Source organism: Lacibacter sp. (genome assembly GCF_035299325.1).
GTDB lineage: Bacteria > Bacteroidota > Bacteroidia > Chitinophagales > Chitinophagaceae > Lacibacter.
In genome coordinates this window covers 14,472-33,241 of sequence record NZ_DATGWT010000010.1, presented here as the reverse complement: position 1 = coordinate 33,241, position 18,770 = coordinate 14,472, and the positions used below count along the sequence as shown (strand labels likewise).

Sequence of the window (18,770 nt, the reverse complement as noted above, 5' to 3'; positions counted from 1 at the left end):
TAATCTTTTCCTAAAGAAAAGCCCCCCGGATGACCGGAGGGCTTTATAAGCAATTAGTCTATATCAACTTATTTCTTTTCTGCACGGAGTTCAACTACTGAAGGATCACCTTCATGACAGTCGTACTGAGCAACCACACGGTCAGCGCTGATACCTTGTACTTCTACCAGGTATTTAACGATAGCGTCAACACGCTTCTGACCTAATGCCTGACCTGATTTGCTCTTAGCAGCGCTACCGCAAACGATCAATTTACATTCTGGATTACCACGGAGTGAAGTAGCTACGCTACCAACCAGTGCTTTACCTTCTGCGCTCAATGAGCTGGAGTTGCCACCGAAATTGATGCTTGGAAGATCAACCAGGTTACAAGCAGGAGGAGCAGCTACAATATTTTTGCAACACTCAGGATCTGGACACTTACCAACACCGTCAGCATCTACTGGCTGACACTGAGTTGGAGTGATCAATTCCTTATCCTTACAATCAGGAACACCGTCACCATCAGTATCACGGGCAACACCATGAGTATCAACCGGGCAACCAGCTGGAGTGTTTGGTTCGTTATCGAACTGATCAGTTACACCATCACCATCAGCATCATCCAAAACTGGTTTTGGAAGCTTCATGTGACGTGGAGCATTCAATTCGTTGTAAGCATAATCCAATGGATTTAACCACCAGAGAGGCTCAACTGATTTAGCACCAAGGCTATAATTGAAATTAATATTTGTATAATGCCAGTTGTCAAAATCACGAGTTAAAGAAGCATCACCGAAAGAATGCTCTTGCCAGCGTTGTCCATCGAGAAGATCGTCTTTAACGATAGTCAATACTTCTTCAACACCAATGCTGAAACGCTTACCTACTTTGAAAGCTAAACCAGCACCAACTTGTACCATTGGGCGGAAAGTCATGTCAAATAACTTGGGACGACGTAATTGATGACCGTCGGCAACACTTTCGTATTTTTTATCCATTGCTGCTTTTAAATCACGACGGATATCACCCCTGTTCTTATTAGCAACCTCGTATTTTGCATAGATAGCTGCAAAGTCTGCTGCATATGTTCCACCATTTGCATTTTCAGCATCAATTTTTGTTTCGTAAACCATACCGCCAATACCACCAAGACCATAGATGATAAAGCTGGTTTTTGACTTGTGGAAACGAATATTGTTCAAGGTGATGATACCTTGCAAAGCCAATTGGTGAGATACAGTTCTGAAATTGTAGTAAACAGGATCTCCTTGTTCAGGTCCAAAAGGATACGCCTGAGTAGGGTCAACGCTGCTAACTTGATATAACTGACCTGGAATTTGACCCGGAATTGGTGCGTTAGGCCACTGTGTATTTACAGGAGCAACATAGCTTGAAGCCCAAGCCGGATTCTTTGCATAGTTAAATGCAGGAGTCCAGTTTAAACCTTTTGCGATACCACCTGCATATTGCAGTCTTGCAGAAAAAATATAACCGAAAGCTTTACGTACATGTGCGCCCCAACCAATTTGAGGAATAACAGGTGTAACGTCTCCGGCTACCAGAACATTACCAACGCTTAAGCCAATTTCCCACTGATTACGAGGTTTTGCCGGAAAAGGTTGTTGGTTCTGTAAAAATTCGTTGTGTTGAGCTTGAGACTTTTTAGGAATCAGAGAGGAGTCTTTCCAATCGTAGCTCTGAGCGGTAAGATTTGTTAAAATAAAACATAGGGCCCCTATAAGAAGGGTGTACTTTTTGCTTGCCATAGTTGTTGTAATTAAGTTTCGAAAATTCCTGATGATTAATGCAAAAATAGAGATCACAGTTTAAAAAGCAAATTTTTTGCAATTTATTTACAATCAGATAGTCATATAAGACCTATTTCGCACAAATATAGCTGCATTCTATCCAAATTATGTGAAAGATGTTCAATTAATGTAATTTGCCGACCCATGAGTGCTTCCTCCTCCATTCAATTATTGGTCAAAGACGAATTACAGGCTTTTGAAGAAAAATTCCGCCAAGCTGTTAAAAGTAGGGTGTCCCTGCTCGATCGGATCATGCAGTATATTATCAAGCGGAAAGGGAAGCAGGTAAGACCCATGTTTGTGTTTCTGAGTGCAAAATTGTTTGGCCCTATTACAGAAAGTACTCACCGTGCAGCCGCCCTTGTCGAATTATTACATACCGCCACCCTTGTCCATGACGACGTGGTTGATGAATCGATGGAGCGAAGGGGGTTTTTCTCCATTAATGCGCTGTGGAAAAATAAGATCGCCGTTTTAGTCGGTGATTATTTGTTATCGAAAGGCTTGTTACTTTCCCTGAAAAACGACGATTTCACCACGTTAAAGATATTATCGGAAGCAGTTGAAAAAATGAGCGAAGGTGAATTGCTTCAAATAGAAAAGACCAGAAAACTGAATCTTAGTGAAGAAGTTTACTTTGAGATCATCAAAAATAAAACAGCTTCGCTCCTGTCATCTGCGTGTGCTGCAGGCACATGGTCTACTACAATGGATGCTGAAAAAACGGAACAGATGAAATTGTTTGGCGAAAAAGCGGGTATTGCTTTCCAGATCAAAGATGATCTGTTTGATTATGGCAGTGCTTCAATTGGCAAACCAACCGGGAACGACATCAAAGAAAAAAAACTGACACTTCCTCTCATTTATACGTTGAACAATGCAGATGCTGCCAAGAAAAAAGAATTAATCTATCTTCTCAAAAACGAAAACAGGCAGAAGAAAAATGTACAATATATCATTGATGAAGTAATTAAAGCCGGTGGTATTACCTATGCTGCTGAAACCATGAATCGCTATCGTGATGAAGCGATCAGCATTCTTCATCAATTTCCACAAAATGAAATAAGAGACGGACTTGAAGCATTGGTAAGATATACCACCGATAGAAAATATTAAGCATGCAGAAACGATGGACCTTTTTAAAAAGAGATACTCAACGGATTGATGCACTTGCACAAGAGCTCAAGATCCATGCCGTACTCTGCAGTATTCTTGTGCAAAGGGGCTTTGATACATTTGAAAAAGCGAAACAATACTTCCGGCCGCAATTGAGCGAACTTCATGATCCCTGGTTAATGAAAGACATGCAGAAAGCAGTTGACAGACTACTGCATGCATTTAACAAAAACGAAAAAATTCTTGTATTTGGAGATTATGATGTTGATGGTACAACCAGTGTTGCCTGCATGTATCAATTTCTCTGTTCAGTATATGATCCAGCGTTTTTAGATTTTTATATACCTCACCGTTACCGTGAAGGCTATGGGGTTTCGAAACAAGGAATTGATTTCGCAAAAGCAAATGGATTTAGCTTAATAGTTTCGCTCGACTGTGGTATTAAATCAGTTGAGTTAATTGCTTATGCAAAAGAGTTGGGCGTTGATTTTATTGTGTGTGATCATCACTTGCCCGATGCTGAAGTACCAGCTGCCATTGCCATCCTTAATCCAAAACAAAAAGATTGTGCTTACCCCTACAAAGAATTATGTGGTTGTGGTGTAGGATTTAAACTTATTACTGCACTGGCACAAACACTGAACCTTGATGATGAACATGTGTATCGCTACCTTGATCTTGTTGCAACAGCTATAGCAGCAGACATTGTTCCAATGACAGGTGAAAACAGGATACTTGCTTTTCACGGTTTGAAGTGTGTGAATGAACAACCATCAAATGGTATAAAGGCATTGATGTTTTTGAGTGGTGTAAAAACAACTATGCATATCACCAACTTAGTGTTTTTGATTGCTCCAAGAGTAAATGCTGCCGGACGAATGGACGATGCACGCAAAGCTGTGCAAATGTTTATTGCATCAACTTATGAAGAAGCATTAACCTTTGCGGAAATGCTGCATGCCGATAATGATGAACGTAAAGAGGCTGACATGTCCATCACTGAAGAAGCCCTTGCGATCATTAACGGTAACGAACAACTGAAAACAAAAAAATCAACTGTACTATATCAATCGCATTGGCATAAAGGCGTTGTCGGCATTGTTGCGTCAAGATTAACAGAGCACTATTATCGTCCAACAATTGTACTCACGCAAAGTGGCGACTATGCGGCTGGTAGTGCAAGAAGTGTAAATGGATTTAATTTATATGAAGCTATTCACGCATGCCGTGAACATTTACTGGGATATGGTGGCCACTTTGCAGCAGCAGGTCTTACATTAATGCCCGAGAATATCGATGCATTTGCAGCAGCATTTGAAAAAGAAGTAAGCCGTACAATCAAAGACGAGCAACTTATTCCTGAAATTATTATTGACGAAGAGTTGCAACTGGCAGATATCAAACCCGGGCTTTATAATATTATCAAACAAATGGAGCCATTTGGGCCGGATAACATGCGGCCCGTTTTTGTTTCCAAAAAAGTGCGTGATAACGGTTACAGCAAAATTGTAAAAGATCAACACCTTCGCTTGGTGGTTAAACAAAACGATACGGTTTTAACAGGTATTTTCTTTCGTGCAGCTCATTTATTTCCGGTGGTACAACAAGGTGCATTTGATGTTGTTTATACCATTGATGAAAATGAATGGAACGGAGCTGTAAGCCTGCAATTAAAAGTCATTGACATCAGACCATCTACTGATTGAAACTACTTCAACACATAAAGTACTTCTTATACATCGCTTCAAACTGGGGCATCAGGATTGGCTTCTTTACTTTGAGACAGGAAATAAAAGGCGAAAAAAAATACGGCATCAACAGTACTTCAGCCAACGATCTTGCAGAATTTCAGATCAAAGGAAATCAATTGTCACATGCCACTGAATACATGCCTGTGAATTATTTCACCATTGAACATGTGCTTGATCATCTTCCTGAAAATGCCAGACAAGGCACCTTTTTAGATATTGGTTGCGGCAAAGGAAGAGCATTGTGTGTAGCTGCTGCTTATGGATTTACAAAATTGTATGGAATTGATTTTGCAAAACAATTGATAGAAAAGGCGGAAAAAAATCTTTCTCTTACAAAAAAACGTTTTCCTTCCATTCACTATGAATTATCATGGAGTGACATCAGCACGCTGGAGATCAGTAAAGATGTAAGCACTTTGTTTTTATTTAATCCGTTTGACGATGTGTTGATGAAAAACATCATCCGGAAAATCAACAGCTCCCTGCAACAATATCCACGTGAGTTTTATGTGCTTTATTGCAGCCCCCGGCATGAAGAGTTGTTTTTTGCAGATGGTTACGATGTTTTGTACCGCATCAAAAAATATAATTTCCTGGAAGGAACTATTCTTTCGAAAAAGAAGCCACAGGGCTGAGCATGATCTATTGTTAATAAATATTTCATCCGGTTTTTTAGCGCAAACCCGTTGATAGGCCTTACATTTAATCTTCCAAATCCTGCCGATTAATCCGATCCTTTTCCTGTAATCTTCCACATTTTTTAAGTAACGTAAACTAAAGCAATGAGAAAACTTCAACTGGTTTTGTTGTTAGGCATTCTATGTTTCAACAAAACATTTTCACAAACTCCTGTGCCCATGGCTTCGCAACCGGGCCAGTCTTACACCGAAAACTTTGCTGATATCGCCAATTGGACAAATGCATTTGCATCTGGCATTGGAGCAAACAGATTTGGCTCTGTGGCTGTGAATGCAACAGGAACAATTCCTGATGGCGTGCGCATCACAACTTCAACTGCAACATTTGTTACGGGTTCTTCAGGTGGTGTACAAAAAGGGACAGGTACGTTAAACCTGTTATCTACAGGAACAACAGATAATACAACCTCTGCAGCTGTTGATTTTTTTATGGACTTCACCGGTGTTGATGCAGGCACGTTAAGTTTCGATTGGGCATCTGTTAATAATGGAACAGGCGACAGGAAAGGATCTTTACGTGTTTATTACAGCACGAACGGAACTTCATTCTCTGAGTTAACAACGGCACAAGTTCTCAACTTTACCAATAACACTCTTACGTCAGGAAGCATTACATTAGTTAATCTGCCAGATGCATTTAATAACAATGCAAATGCAAGACTTCGCTTCTACTATCATAACGGAAGTGGTGGAACAACAGGATCAAGACCAAAGATCAGCATTGATAACCTTACTGTAACAGCGGGCGCAAGCACACCTGGCACAACGGTTTCTGTTGCTGCTGGTTTAAATGCTGCCGAGCCGGCAACCAGCGGCACGTTTACAATCAGCTCCAGCTCTCCCGCTCCTGCAGGTGGCATTACTGTCAACTATACGCTGGCGGGAACTGCAACGGTAGATGCTGATTATTCTAATACACAAGCAGGCACTGTTATTATTGCTGCCGGTACTTCATCTGCAACTGTAACATTGCCGGTTTTGAACGATAATGAAGTAGAACCAACAGAAACAATTCAACTGACGATAACAAACGTTTCGGGCTCTGCAACAATTAATACCGCAGTTGCAGCGATCAATTTAATTGACGATGATGTTGCCCCCGGCATTCTTCTCTCTTCAACTTATTCGCAAAACTTCAACTCACTTGCAAATACCGGCACAGGTTTAACATGGACCAATAACACAACTATTGAAGGTTGGTATTCTTCACGTTCAACCTACAATTCCGGCACGGGTGTCTCGAATAGCGGAGCACTTTATAGCTTTGGTGAAGCGTCGAACACAGACAGAGCATTGGGTTCTGTTGGATCTGGCAGCACCGGCACTGTTTACTACGGTGCACGTTTTAAAAATAACACCGGTACAACAATTACCAAATTGAAAATTATTTACACCGGTGAGCAATGGCGCAATGGAGGTAACACAAGTACAAACAAAGTGAATTTTGCTTACCAAACAAGTAACTCAGCCATTACTTCATTAACGGCAGGTTCATGGATTGCTGTACCGTCACTTGATTTTACAAGTCCGGTTACCGGAAGTACAGCAACAGCATTAATTGGAAATGCCGATGCAAATTCTGCAGATATTGTTTATACGATTCGTGATCTGAACATTCCTTCTAATGCAGAATTCATGATACGTTGGGAAGACATTGATCACATTGGTTCTGATCATGGTCTTGCTATCGACGATTTCACTATTGAAGCAAACCCTGTTGATCTTATTCCTCCAACAGTAACAACATTGGTTCCTGCAAACGGAACAACAAACACACCAGTTAATCTTTCTGCATCTGTTACATTCAATGAAGATGTGGTGAAAGGAACCGGAACGATTGTGTTAAAGAAAACAAGTGATAACAGCATTGTACAAACGATCAATGTAGCAGATGCAATACTTGCAGCACGCACGTTAAGTGTTACACTTAATAATCTCCAGGTGAACACGCAATATTACCTTGAAATTTCTGCAGGTGCTATTGCTGATCTTGAAGGCAATCCTTTTGCTGGTATCACCGGCAACAGTACCTGGGCATTTACAACAGGTATCAATATTTATGTTGCAAATCTCCAGAACTGCACAGCGGGCCTGAGTGATGGCTTTACACAATACAGCCAGATTGGAAGTATTGTATGGGCATGTACAACTTTTGGTCGTGATCCAAATGCTCCGGCAGGCACAACTGCTTTCCCAAGCGGCGTACAGATCAATGGTTTTTCCGGAGGTACAAATGTGTTGAATACAGATTGGTTGATCTCGCCTTCATTTAATTTAACAGCAACGAACTATCCTTTGCTTTCATTCTGGAGTCGCACTGCGTTCAATGGTCAACCGCTACAATTAAAAGTTTCAACTGACTATGTAAGTGGCGATCCTTCTTTGGCAACATGGACTGATATTAATGGCAAGTTCCCATCACAAACTTCAAACGTTTGGACCTTGTCAGAAAATATCAATCTCTCTGCATTCAAAGGAAGCAATGTACATTTTGCCTTTGTTTATTATTCTGATGAAGATGAAGGTGCCCGTTGGACATTGGATGATATCAGCCTTGGCAATTCACCTGTGCCACCGCCGCCAAGTTTAACTGTAAGTACAACTGATGTTCAGTTTGCATTTGCTGCAAGCGGAACAACTGCAACTAAAACATTCAACTTTATCGGAAATGATCTAACGAATGATATCACATTAACATCAACCGGAGCATTTGCATTATCAAAAGATGGCATTAGTTTCAGCTCGTCCATTACATATACCGTAGCAGAAGCAAACAATATCTCGAAAACAGTTTATGTTCGTTTTGCACCAACGCAAAACAACCAGGATTTTATAGGCAATATTTCAATTTCAACCGGAGATATTTCTCAAACAGTTAACCTCGGAGGAACAAGTATTGATCCTGTTACCACACTTGAAGTAGTGAACTGGAACATTGAATGGTTTGGCAGCACAGGTAATGGCCCAACTAATGATGCGCAACAGGAACAGAATGTAAAAACCATTCTTAGTAATCTTAATGCAGATGTGTATGCTGTTACAGAAATAGTAAGTGAAGAAAGATTGAAAGCGGTGGTAGATCAAATGCCCGGTTATACTTATGTGATCAGCAACTACGGATCACATACTAATACAAGTATAAACCCTCCTTCAGCATTGGCAACTGCACAAAAGCTGGCATTCATTTATAAAACATCGGTGTTGAGTAATGTAACTACAACTGCATTGTTATCTGCAGGTATTAACTCTGCAGCGGATATTACAAACCCTGCTTACGATTATTGGGCAAGCGGACGTTTTCCATTTATGATGAGTGCAGATGTTACGCTCAATTGTGTAACCAAGCCTGTGAAATTTGTATTGGTTCATGCAAAAGCAAACACAGCACCCACTGCAACATCCTACAACAGGAGAAAACGTGGTGCCGATACATTGCATTACACGTTACAACAGAACAATGCAAATGACAACATCATTATGCTTGGCGATTATAACGATGATCTGGATGAATCAATCACTGATGGATTTACAATCACATCATATTCCATCTTCACTAACGATACAGAAAACTTCACACCTGTAACATTGCCGTTAAGTTTAGCGGGTAAGAAATCAACGGTGAGCTATGACGATGTGATCGATCACGTAACCATTTCAAATGAGTTGGTTACCAACTATCTTCCATCAAGTGCAAAAATTCTCACTGATGTTACATCGCTTGTGAGCAATTACGGTTCTACAACATCAGATCACTATCCTGTATTCAGCCGTTACCGTTTCAACAACACAACAGCACCTGCGGTAACCACCTGCACTGCTGAAGTAAAATTCTGCGCTGCAACTTCAAACAGTTATTCTGTTCCTGTTTTTGTTGCAACGGATGATTGTGGAGATGCACTCACTTATGCATACACAATTACCGGATCAACTGAACGTAACGGTACAGGTAATGATGCAAGCGGCACATTCAACATCGGTACAAGTGTTATTGTATGGACAGCAACTGACAGCTGGGGTAACCAGGCAACTTGCAGCACTACGGTAGTCATCAATACCAATCCAACTGTTACTATTCCCGATGCATATGCATTACCAACAGGCACATTGGCTAATACAGTTTACATTGGTTATACACCTGCTTCATCGCTTACATTGACAGCAAATGCAAGTGGCGGTTCACCAGCTTACAGTTATAGCTGGTCAAGTGGCGCAACCACATCAACAGCTACAGTAAGTCCAACAACAGAAACAACTTACACGGTTACTGTAACCGATGCAAATGGTTGCCAGGCAAATGCTGAAAAATCAATTGAAGTATTGGATATCAGAAGTGGTAAAAAACTCGATAAGGTTACGATCTGTCATAAAAATCAGCAGTCGATCAGCATTAGTCAGGCAGATGTAGTTGATCATTTAGCACATGGCGACATGTTAGGTGGTTGTACTGTAACAGCTCCAACGGCTTCGGCAAGATTGACGGGTGCAGCAGTTAGCAAGCTGTCTATACAGGTATTACCAAACCCCTCAGCGGTTGAGTTTACCTTGCTCATTAAGGCTGAACAAACCGGAACCATCAATTTACGGGTGCTGGACATTCAGGGTCGTGTGCTGGAACAGCGCAACAACATCAGCCCAACCCAAAGACTCACCATCGGTGAAGGATTCCATTCCGGGATCTATTTTGCCGAGATCACCCAGGGAACTGATCGAAAAGTGATCAAACTCCTGAAGCTCTGATCTTTCTATTCATAACTTGTAAAGCGTCCCGACTCTATCGGGACGCTTATTTTGTTACAGATTACCGGAAAACACATTCAAAACCAATTCTTTCAGCCGATCTTTGCCAGCAAAGGATTTCAGGCTAAAATAATCGGCTTCTCCTGCGCCATCTTTGGCCTCTTTCCCCTACCTTTGCAGCCCCAAATCTGTATTGGCAGATTCTCTGGCTTTAACGGTCGGAGTCCAATGGGCAAACCCAATTATTAATTTTAAATCACAAACAGTAATGAACAATTACGAAATGATGGTGATTTTTACCCCGGTTCTGTCTGAAGATGAATTTAAGGCAGCACAAAAACGCTACACCGATTTACTCGCAGCTAATGGCGGCGAAGTGGTGCACAGCAATCCCTGGGGTTTAAAATCTCTCGCCTATCCAATCGAGAAAAAAACAACCGGTATTTACTGGGTAATTGAGTACAAAGCAGCTTCAGATTTCAATGCTAAGCTGAATGTACAACTCCACCGTGATGAGCAGGTGCTCCGTCACATGTACACTGCACTCGACAAATACGCCGTTGAGTACAATGACAAAAAGAAGAATGGCGTTCCTACTGGCAACTTAAAAGCGGAGGCATAAGTCATGGCAAAAAATGAAATTAAATACCTGACGGCGATTAAGACCGAGAAGCCACGCAAAAAATATTGCCGCTTCAAAAAGTATGGTATCCGTTACATCGATTACAAAGATGTTGAGTTCCTGAAAAAGTTTTTGAACGAACAGGGTAAGATCCTTCCCCGTCGTTTAACTGGCAACTCTCTTAAGTACCAACGTAAATTATCAGATGCAATTAAGAAAGCACGTCAAATGGCATTGCTTCCTTATGTAACTGATCTTTTAAAATAAAAACAATTAGTGAACCTTTCCCTAACCTCTGCAAAAGCAGGGAGGACAGTCAGCCAAAGCCGACTGGGTTACGGAAACTAAAAACAAAACAATGGAAGTTATTTTAATTCAGGATGTAAACACACTCGGCGGCAAGAACGAGGTGGTTAAAGTTAAGAACGGTTACGCTCGTAACTTTTTGATCCCTCAGAAATTCGCTGTTGAAGCTTCTCCTTCAAATGTAAAGCAATTAGCTGAACGTTTAAAAGTGCAGAAGAAGAAAGAAGATGCAATGTTGGCTGAAATCAAGTCGGTAATTGCAAAACTTACTGAAGCTCCTGTTAAGCTTTCTGCTAAAACTGGTACAAGTGGTAAGATCTTCGGTAGCGTTACAACCGTTATGATCGCACGTGCAATCCGTGAACAAAAAGGTTACGAGATCGACCGTCGCAAGATCCACCTGTTGGAAGAAGTAAAAGAGCTCGGTACTCACAAAGCAAAAGTTGATTTTGCTAACGGTAACGAAGCTGAAATTGAAATTGAAGTTGTAGCTGAAGCTTAATTTCTTTTTGATCGAAATAATGAGTCCTGCTTTTTAAGCAGGACTTTTTTATTTTCATGCTATCAATCTCATCGAATGCTCCTCAAAACACTTTGCAAGGCATCTTTACTCCTGACTATTGTAATAGCTGGTTTTACACGTTGTAAATCATCTAACGGAAAAGACAAAGCCGTTAAAACAGATACAATCCCTAAAATCCAGCCCGATATTACATTACCCGGCAACTTCAGCTCGCAAACAATATTAAAGTTCGACAGCAGCGCAATTCCTGCTTTCTTCAGCAAATACCCGAAGCTAAAGCCGTATGAAAAAGACCTGTTGAAATTTTACAGCCATCGGAAATTTGCTTACGCCTGGTTTGATGCCAATGGAATGATTGAACAGGCAAGTAACCTGTTTAATAAGATCGAAAATATTTCAGATGAAGGTGTGCCTGTACAGATATTGTATGAAGAAGATTTTCATAAACTGATGGACAATGACTCAACTGTTAGCTTTACAGAAAAAGCCAACAGTACCGCCGAGCTGATGCTCACTGCACAATACTTCTTTTATGCAAAGAAAATATGGAGCGGGCTTGATGCAAAAGCCATGCGTGCTGCAAGTTGGGATCTGCCTCGTAAAAAATTGTCTTATGAAGCTTTTCTCGACTCTCTGCTGGAGGTGCCGTCATCGGCATTCATGCAAACAGAACCGGTCTACCGTCAGTACGGTTTACTAAAATCATTTTTGAAGCATTACAGAACACTTGCAGAAAGTGGCAAATGGAAGCCCATTAAAGCGGATAAAAAATCGTACCGACTGAACGACAGCAGCAAGATCATTCCAGAGATAAGAGAACATCTTTATCTATTGGGTGATCTTAAAAGCAACAATCAATCACCGCTATTTGATCTTGAATTAGAAAATGCAGTGAAGAATTTTCAGCAACGGTATGGTATTAAAGACGATGGTATTGTGGGCACAAGCATGCTTGCAGAACTGAACTACCCCATTGCAAAACGTGTTGAACAGATCATTGTAAACATGGAACGTTGCCGATGGTTACCTGTTGTATTAAACACCGATTATATTGTTGTAAATATACCGGAGTATAAATTTCATGCGTATGAACATGATTCGCTGGTGTGGAGCATGAACGTTGTTGTTGGCACGGCATTAAACAAAACAGCCATTTTCAATGGCATGATGAATAATGTGGTGTTCAGTCCTTACTGGAATGTACCGCCGGGCATTATGAAAAAAGAAATTCTTCCTGCCATACGCAGAAACAGAAATTACCTTGAACGTAATCATATGGAATGGAATGGCAATGCAGTTCGGCAAAAACCAGGCCCATGGAATGCATTGGGGAAAGTGAAATTTTTATTCCCAAACAGTCATAGCATTTACCTGCACGATACACCATCAAAATCATTATTCAGCCAGGATAAGCGTGCTTTCAGTCATGGATGTATTCGTGTGGAAGATCCGAGACGTTTGGCCAACTATGTATTACGTCATCAACCTGAATGGACCGAAACCCGTATTGATTCAGCCATGAATGCAGAAAAAGAAATGTATGTAAAGATCAAAAAACCGATTCCTGTTTATATTGCTTACTTCACATCATGGGTTGATCGTGACGGAAGATTAAATCTCCGTAATGATATTTACAAACGTGATGGCCGCTTAGCAGAAATGATCATCGAAAACTCGAAATTGAAATGATTTATTCAAAGATAATTGCCGGCACCATGAAATGGGGTGCATGGGGATCAAAGTTTAATACTTCCGCATTTGAGCAAATGATCAAAGATTGTATTGCTGCTGGTGTAACCACGTTTGACCATGCTGATATTTATGGCGACTATACAACTGAGGAAGATTTTGGAAGAGTATTGAAAGAGCAACCCTCCTTGCGTCAGCAGATTCAGCTAATTACCAAATGTGGTATTCAAATGCTGTCGGTCAATCGTCCTCATCACAAAATAAAATCGTACGATACATCGTATGAACATATCATTGAATCGGTTGAACGATCGCTTTCAAACTTAGCTACTGATTATATTGATTGTTTGCTTATTCATCGTCCCGATCCTTTGTTCCATGCAGATGAAGTGGCCAAAGCATTTGAGCAATTGAAACAGCAAGGAAAAGTGTTACAGTTTGGCGTTTCTAATTTCAGAAAATGGCAGGTTGATTTGCTCAGAAGCCGCTTTCCTGTTTCTCTTAATCAGGTTGAATGTTCCTTGCTGCATCTTGAACCATTTGGGGATGGCACATTGGATCAATGTCAGCAACACGGTATGATCCCAATGGCATGGAGCCCGATGGGCGGTGGTAATTTGTTTATTGAGGACGATGAAGACGAACGTAACAAGCGCATCATTGCTGTTGCCAATATACTTGCTGAAAAATATGCTACAGGTGCTGATGTGATTTTGTTAAGCTGGTTAATGACGCATCCTTCAGGCATTCTTCCGGTATTAGGCACTTCAAAAATTGAACGTGTACATGCAGCAGTAGCAGCAAGCCTTTTGAAACTTGAACGTGAAGAATGGTTTATGTTGTGGAGGGCAAGTACAGGAAGAGAAGTTGCCTGATTATTTTTTTCTGCAACAAACAACAAGGTACCTGTTCGTAAATCCGTAACGTATAGTTGATACGATTCGTTTGATTAATGCAGATGGGTGGGACAAATAATAACCTGACAGATTCTTTCTTAAACTCTCCGCACGTTTTTCTTTCTTGTTTAGTACCTGAACGGGTGAGAAAGGTTGCACCTGTATCATTTTTTCTTCAATGAAAAAGCCTGCTGCAACCAATAATTTCAAAAATTGTTTCTCTGTAAAATCATGCATATGATAAGGGTTTGCATCAACAGATGGCGTAACCGGCACAGAACAAATCAACAAGCCATTGCTGCTGAGCAATTGAAAGAGCTGCGCCAAAAAAAGTTTCGTATGCGGCAAGTGTTCAATTGTTTCCAATGACACTATACTATCAAACTTACGGCCATCATCAAAAGTGGTAGCATCTGCCTGTAAAAAACTGATCAATGGATGATTATACCGCCCCCGGGCATACGCTATACAATCTGCATCAATATCAACTGCGGTAATTGATTTTACAGTACCAATGGCTGTACCGGCAAGCAGATGTGCGCCATAACCTGCACCACAGGCCATGTCTAATACCGTTTCCCCTTTAACATGCGATGCTGCAAACCGGTAACGCTCCAGGTGAAGCTCCAGGGTTTCTGCCGACCATTGAACAGAACCGTTCACTTCGTCGGGAACAATTCGCTCAAGTGAATGAATATCCTTCATGTGTTATGCGTTAAAAATAAGACTCAACGCCTAACTTTACGTTCTACATGGAAAGAAAAAATATTCTGGCGGTTTTTGCACTTGTCTGTGCCGTTTATTTTATTGGAATCGGCGTTGATACCATGGATGTAGATGCGTCGCAATACGCAGCTATCAGCCGTGAGATGAAAGAGAGTGGCAGCTATCTGCAGGTATATGAACATGGGAAAGAATACCTGGACAAACCTCCTTTCCTATTTTGGATATCGGCATTCTCCATGAAAGTATTTGGCGAAAATAATCTTGGTTATAAATTCCCATCCATCCTCTTTGCCATCTTTGCTGTGTTTGCAACGTTTCGTTTTGCAAAACTATTTTACGACAGAACAATTGCCTTATTGTCTGCTGCAGTGTTAGCAACATGTCAGGCAGTATTCCTGATCACCAGTGATATACGTACCGATACAATTTTAATGAGCTGGGTAATTATTGCCATGTGGCAATTGGCAGAATGGTATCGATCAAAAAAAGCGCTGCATTTTATTTTAGGTGCTGCTGCCATTGGTGCAGGCATGATCACAAAAGGGCCCATTGCTTTGTTTGTTCCCATTTTTGCATTCGGCAGTCATTTTATATTAAAGCGTGAGTGGAAACAAATTTTGCAACCGGTTTACCTGTTAGGTATTTTGGTGATTGCGCTTGTATTGCTGCCTATGAGTATTGGATTGTACCAACAGTTCGATCTGCATCCCGAAAAAACAGTGAATGGATTAAAAAATGTATCGGGTTTAAAATTCTTTTACTGGACACAAAGCTTTGGCCGCATTACCGGTGAAAACGTATGGAATAATAATGCTCCCTTCAGTTTCTTATTTGAAAATTTATTGTGGGGCATGTTGCCATGGACCTTGTTTTTTGTTGCAGGACTTGTGTATGAGATCATCAGAATTATACGCAACCGTTTCTTTGTTGGCAGGAACGAAGAGTTCTTGACAACAGGTGGTTTTATTCTAAGCTACTGTTCATTGGGTATTTCAAAATATCAATTACCACATTATATCTATGTGGTACTGCCATTCATTGCCATCATTACGGCAAAAATGATGTACCGGTTATTTTGGGAGAACAAACTTCCTTTGCTGCGTACTATTCTTACGCCTGTTCAATGGATCGTTTGTGCAGCTTTAGTAATTGCTCCTGCAATGATTCTTCTGTACAGTTTTCCAACAACATCTGTGTGGCCATGGATCATTCCGGTTATCAGTCTTATTGCAGCAATTCTATTACTGTTAAACAAACAGGTGAGTAAAAAACTCATCAGCGTATCACTTGCATTGATCATTGGATTAAATATTTTTCTCAGCTCCTGGTTTTACCCACAGTTGCTGCAATATCAATCAGGCAATGTAGTGGGACGATATATTGTTGAGCAGAAGATTCCTGCGGATAAATTTTTCTTTTATAAGTTCAGGGGTAGCGGTAAAGCCGTCCACTTTTATGCAAAGCATAATATTGGTACCATTGATTCACTTGATGCGGCAACAACAGGCACTTACCTGTATACATCAGACGAAGGGTTGAAAGAAATTCAACAAAGCGGCAAGCTTCATGTGATTGAAAAAGAAGGACCCGATTATCATGTAACTGCATTAACAGGAAAATTCCTGAACAAGAATACGAGAGAAGAACAGTGCGGAAAATATTATGTGGTGAAGATGCTGTAAGGTTATCGGAACAAATTATACTTCAGAATACACCAGATAGCACGGAACCCATCCTTCCAGTTGATCTTCTTTCCCTCAGCATAAGTGCGGCCGTAATAAGAAATACCAACTTCATAAATGCGTATATCGGGTTGACGTGAAATTTTTGCCGTCACCTCCGGTTCAAAACCAAAACGGGTTTCTTTCAGATCAATTTTCTGAATGATCTCCCGGCGGAACAATTTATAACAGGTTTCCATATCTGTTAAGTTCAGGTTGGTAAACATGTTTGATAATGTGGTAAGTACTTTATTACCGATGCTGTGCCAGAAGAATAAAATACGGTGCGGGTTACCACCCATAAAACGTGAACCATACACCACATCAGCAAAGCCATCCAACACCGGTTTCAGCAATACATTAAATTCCTGGGGATCGTATTCAAGATCGGCATCCTGTATCACCACCAATTCACCCGTGGCCTGTTTAATACCAGTATGCAAAGCGGCACCTTTGCCTTTATTCACTTCATGATTATACAACACGATCGGCAACGTTGATTGCTGCATATACCGTTCAATAGCGCCTTTGGTATCATCGCTGCTGCAATCATTTACAATGATCACTTCCTTTTCAATATTATTGAGCAATTGCACTGCATTGATCTTATCAAGAATCATATGGATGGTTCTTGCTTCGTTATAAGCAGGGATTACAATCGAAAGTTTTTGAAGGTTTGCTGTCATGTAGTTGGCTGTTCCAATTAAGCTGCAAGATTACAGAATTCCTTGGCTGATAAAAGAAAAATCTACACTTCCTGTAAAGGCATTTCCATTTGAGAAACAGGCTGGGTCTGCATCTTGCGAAATAATCGCCTCGCCAAAAAGAAACAAATAACCAGGATAACAATGCTCAGGTATCCCAACCATTCGTAACGCAATATCTTTCCGCCTTGCCCTTGTACCACAATAATTCCTGAAATAAAAGATGCAGATGCGGTTCCCAGTTGTTGCACACTGCTGTTGAAGCTCATAAAGCTTCCCCGATGTTGCGGACTCACCACATTACTGATCATCGCCTGTGCCGCCACACCCCTGCCGGTTGCCAACACAAACCATATTCCGAAAAGTGCAAGCATCAACGCCACATGAACAGGAGGAAGATTTGTAATGATCCAGATAAAAGCAAGAGAAGATAAAACCGATACTGAAAACACCTGCAGTTTACCATACTTATCGGACAGCTTACCCAGGATATTTGCAGCAAAAAAAGAAGAGATGCCGCCAACGAGATAGATCATTGGTGTAACAACTTTTGAATAGCCGTTATTAAACTCCATATACGGGTTGATGAACGGAATAATGAGGAAGTGACCCATCATCATTAAAAAAGAAAATAACAAGGCAAGACGTTGTGTTGGATTTTGTACCACCACGTGTAAGGCTTCAAATTTATTTCGGTCTTCATCACGTTCCCTGATATGTCCACTCATGGCAGGGATATATTTCCAAACAAAAGGAACAACAACAAAACCTAAAACTCCCACCAGTATAAATGGCGCATGCCAGCTGATAATGTTAGCGAGGTATAAGGAAAATGGAACACCAAATGTTGAAGCCACTGCAAAAGCACTCATAATAGCGCCCATTGCTGCACCTCTTCTTTCATAAGGAATAATGTCTGCTACAATTGACAAAACCTGTGCGGCGATCAATCCGCCAAACAAACCGGCCAGTATGCGTGCTGCAAGCAGCAGTTCATACTTAGGAGCTATACCGCAGGCAATGGTGCCCAGCAGAAAACCGATGTAGCCAAATAATAATACTTTTTTTCGGTCGAATTGATTTACAAAAAATGCAGCTGTGAAACCGGATATACCTGCTGTTAATGTATAAGCCCCCACAAGAAATGTAAATTGCTGTGGTGTTATTTTGAAATAAGGCATCAGGTAATTTCCCAATGGCATCATGATCATAAAATCAAGGATGTGGGTGAAATTGATGGACGCCAGCAAAACAATGATCAGCCGTTCATTTTTACTCATACTTGTTCCAACTTTTATTTCCGTTTTGCAGCAGGGGAAGGTGTTCACCGGAGCAGGTTCAGAGCAGATTTTTCCCGGAGAAGCAGCAAATTTACAGAAAGACGAATCAATTACGGTTTCACCTTTCCACGAACGGGAAATACCGTAGGCAAACGATTGAGCGTTCGCATTTCTCCATTTCATAATTACCTATCTTTAAGCCTAACATTTC

14 protein-coding genes are annotated in these 18,770 nt (G+C 40.9%); 10 read left to right on the top strand and 4 right to left on the bottom strand.

Annotated elements, in window-relative coordinates; all coding sequences use genetic code 11:
* Positions 1 to 68: 68 nt before the first annotated feature.
* Positions 69 to 1,748 carry an OmpA family protein gene (locus VK159_RS07230; protein WP_324229460.1) on the bottom strand — a complete coding sequence of 560 codons (1,680 nt, stop codon included), beginning with the start codon at positions 1,746 to 1,748 and terminating at the stop codon, positions 69 to 71.
* 186 nt (positions 1,749 to 1,934) lie between these two features.
* Here VK159_RS07230 and VK159_RS07225 point away from each other — a divergent pair, with 186 nt between their 5' ends.
* The 9 genes from VK159_RS07225 (at position 1,935) to VK159_RS07185 (ending at position 14,107) form a co-directional block, all read left to right on the top strand.
* Positions 1,935 to 2,906 (top strand): polyprenyl synthetase family protein, encoded by a 972-nt coding sequence (locus VK159_RS07225; RefSeq protein ID WP_324229459.1) that lies wholly within the window; start codon positions 1,935 to 1,937, stop codon positions 2,904 to 2,906.
* Between the two features lie 2 nt (positions 2,907 to 2,908).
* The gene (gene recJ / locus VK159_RS07220; protein ID WP_324229458.1) at positions 2,909 to 4,612 is read left to right on the top strand and encodes a single-stranded-DNA-specific exonuclease RecJ; all 1,704 of its coding nucleotides are present in this window, start codon (positions 2,909 to 2,911) and stop codon (positions 4,610 to 4,612) included.
* The gene (locus VK159_RS07215) at positions 4,609 to 5,292 is read left to right on the top strand and encodes a class I SAM-dependent methyltransferase (RefSeq protein ID WP_324229457.1); all 684 of its coding nucleotides are present in this window, start codon (positions 4,609 to 4,611) and stop codon (positions 5,290 to 5,292) included. Before recJ ends, VK159_RS07215 begins: the two co-directional genes overlap by 4 nt.
* Positions 5,293 to 5,439: 147 nt before the next feature.
* Positions 5,440 to 10,092, top strand: coding sequence for a choice-of-anchor J domain-containing protein (locus VK159_RS07210; protein ID WP_324229456.1), 4,653 nt, complete (start codon positions 5,440 to 5,442; stop codon positions 10,090 to 10,092).
* Between the two features lie 268 nt (positions 10,093 to 10,360).
* Positions 10,361 to 10,714, top strand: a complete 354-nt coding sequence (rpsF, locus tag VK159_RS07205) for a 30S ribosomal protein S6 (RefSeq protein WP_324229455.1) — start codon at positions 10,361 to 10,363, stop codon at positions 10,712 to 10,714.
* Positions 10,715 to 10,717: 3 nt separating this feature from the next.
* Positions 10,718 to 10,981 (top strand): 30S ribosomal protein S18, encoded by a 264-nt coding sequence (gene rpsR / locus VK159_RS07200; protein ID WP_182804347.1) that lies wholly within the window; start codon positions 10,718 to 10,720, stop codon positions 10,979 to 10,981.
* A 91-nt stretch (positions 10,982 to 11,072) separates the two neighbouring features.
* On the top strand, positions 11,073 to 11,522 hold the full coding sequence (gene rplI, locus VK159_RS07195; protein WP_324229454.1) for a 50S ribosomal protein L9: 450 nt from the start codon (positions 11,073 to 11,075) through the stop codon (positions 11,520 to 11,522).
* Positions 11,523 to 11,597: 75 nt separating this feature from the next.
* Positions 11,598 to 13,232, top strand: a complete 1,635-nt coding sequence (locus VK159_RS07190; protein WP_324229453.1) for a L,D-transpeptidase family protein — start codon at positions 11,598 to 11,600, stop codon at positions 13,230 to 13,232.
* Complete coding sequence (locus VK159_RS07185; RefSeq protein ID WP_324229452.1) at positions 13,229 to 14,107, top strand: aldo/keto reductase; 879 nt, start codon at positions 13,229 to 13,231, stop codon at positions 14,105 to 14,107. Before VK159_RS07190 ends, VK159_RS07185 begins: the two co-directional genes overlap by 4 nt.
* On the opposite strand, the gene VK159_RS07180 is transcribed toward VK159_RS07185, so the two are convergent.
* Positions 14,108 to 14,833, bottom strand: coding sequence for a class I SAM-dependent methyltransferase (locus VK159_RS07180; RefSeq protein WP_324229451.1), 726 nt, complete (start codon positions 14,831 to 14,833; stop codon positions 14,108 to 14,110).
* Positions 14,834 to 14,880: 47 nt separating this feature from the next.
* On the opposite strand from VK159_RS07180, the gene VK159_RS07175 reads away from it, so the two are divergent.
* Positions 14,881 to 16,536: a glycosyltransferase family 39 protein gene (locus tag VK159_RS07175; protein ID WP_324229450.1), complete on the top strand. Its 1,656-nt coding sequence runs from the start codon at positions 14,881 to 14,883 to the stop codon at positions 16,534 to 16,536.
* Between the two features lie 2 nt (positions 16,537 to 16,538).
* Here VK159_RS07175 and VK159_RS07170 read toward each other — a convergent pair whose 3' ends face one another.
* Together VK159_RS07170 and VK159_RS07165 are read right to left on the bottom strand one after the other, a co-directional pair.
* Positions 16,539 to 17,261 (bottom strand): glycosyltransferase family 2 protein, encoded by a 723-nt coding sequence (locus tag VK159_RS07170; protein WP_324229449.1) that lies wholly within the window; start codon positions 17,259 to 17,261, stop codon positions 16,539 to 16,541.
* A 62-nt stretch (positions 17,262 to 17,323) separates the two neighbouring features.
* The gene (locus VK159_RS07165) at positions 17,324 to 18,742 is read right to left on the bottom strand and encodes an MFS transporter (RefSeq protein ID WP_324229448.1); all 1,419 of its coding nucleotides are present in this window, start codon (positions 18,740 to 18,742) and stop codon (positions 17,324 to 17,326) included.
* Positions 18,743 to 18,770 lie beyond the last annotated feature (28 nt).

Coding starts and splice junctions, on each gene's coding strand:
- VK159_RS07230 (WP_324229460.1), bottom strand. CDS start 1,748: ATGGCAAGCAAAAAGTACACCCTTCTTATAGGGGCCCTATGTTTTATT.
- VK159_RS07225 (WP_324229459.1), top strand. CDS start 1,935: ATGAGTGCTTCCTCCTCCATTCAATTATTGGTCAAAGACGAATTACAG.
- recJ (WP_324229458.1), top strand. CDS start 2,909: ATGCAGAAACGATGGACCTTTTTAAAAAGAGATACTCAACGGATTGAT.
- VK159_RS07210 (WP_324229456.1), top strand. CDS start 5,440: ATGAGAAAACTTCAACTGGTTTTGTTGTTAGGCATTCTATGTTTCAAC.
- rpsF (WP_324229455.1), top strand. CDS start 10,361: ATGAACAATTACGAAATGATGGTGATTTTTACCCCGGTTCTGTCTGAA.
- rpsR (WP_182804347.1), top strand. CDS start 10,718: ATGGCAAAAAATGAAATTAAATACCTGACGGCGATTAAGACCGAGAAG.
- rplI (WP_324229454.1), top strand. CDS start 11,073: ATGGAAGTTATTTTAATTCAGGATGTAAACACACTCGGCGGCAAGAAC.
- VK159_RS07190 (WP_324229453.1), top strand. CDS start 11,598: ATGCTCCTCAAAACACTTTGCAAGGCATCTTTACTCCTGACTATTGTA.
- VK159_RS07185 (WP_324229452.1), top strand. CDS start 13,229: ATGATTTATTCAAAGATAATTGCCGGCACCATGAAATGGGGTGCATGG.
- VK159_RS07180 (WP_324229451.1), bottom strand. CDS start 14,833: ATGAAGGATATTCATTCACTTGAGCGAATTGTTCCCGACGAAGTGAAC.
- VK159_RS07175 (WP_324229450.1), top strand. CDS start 14,881: ATGGAAAGAAAAAATATTCTGGCGGTTTTTGCACTTGTCTGTGCCGTT.
- VK159_RS07170 (WP_324229449.1), bottom strand. CDS start 17,261: ATGACAGCAAACCTTCAAAAACTTTCGATTGTAATCCCTGCTTATAAC.
- VK159_RS07165 (WP_324229448.1), bottom strand. CDS start 18,742: ATGAAATGGAGAAATGCGAACGCTCAATCGTTTGCCTACGGTATTTCC.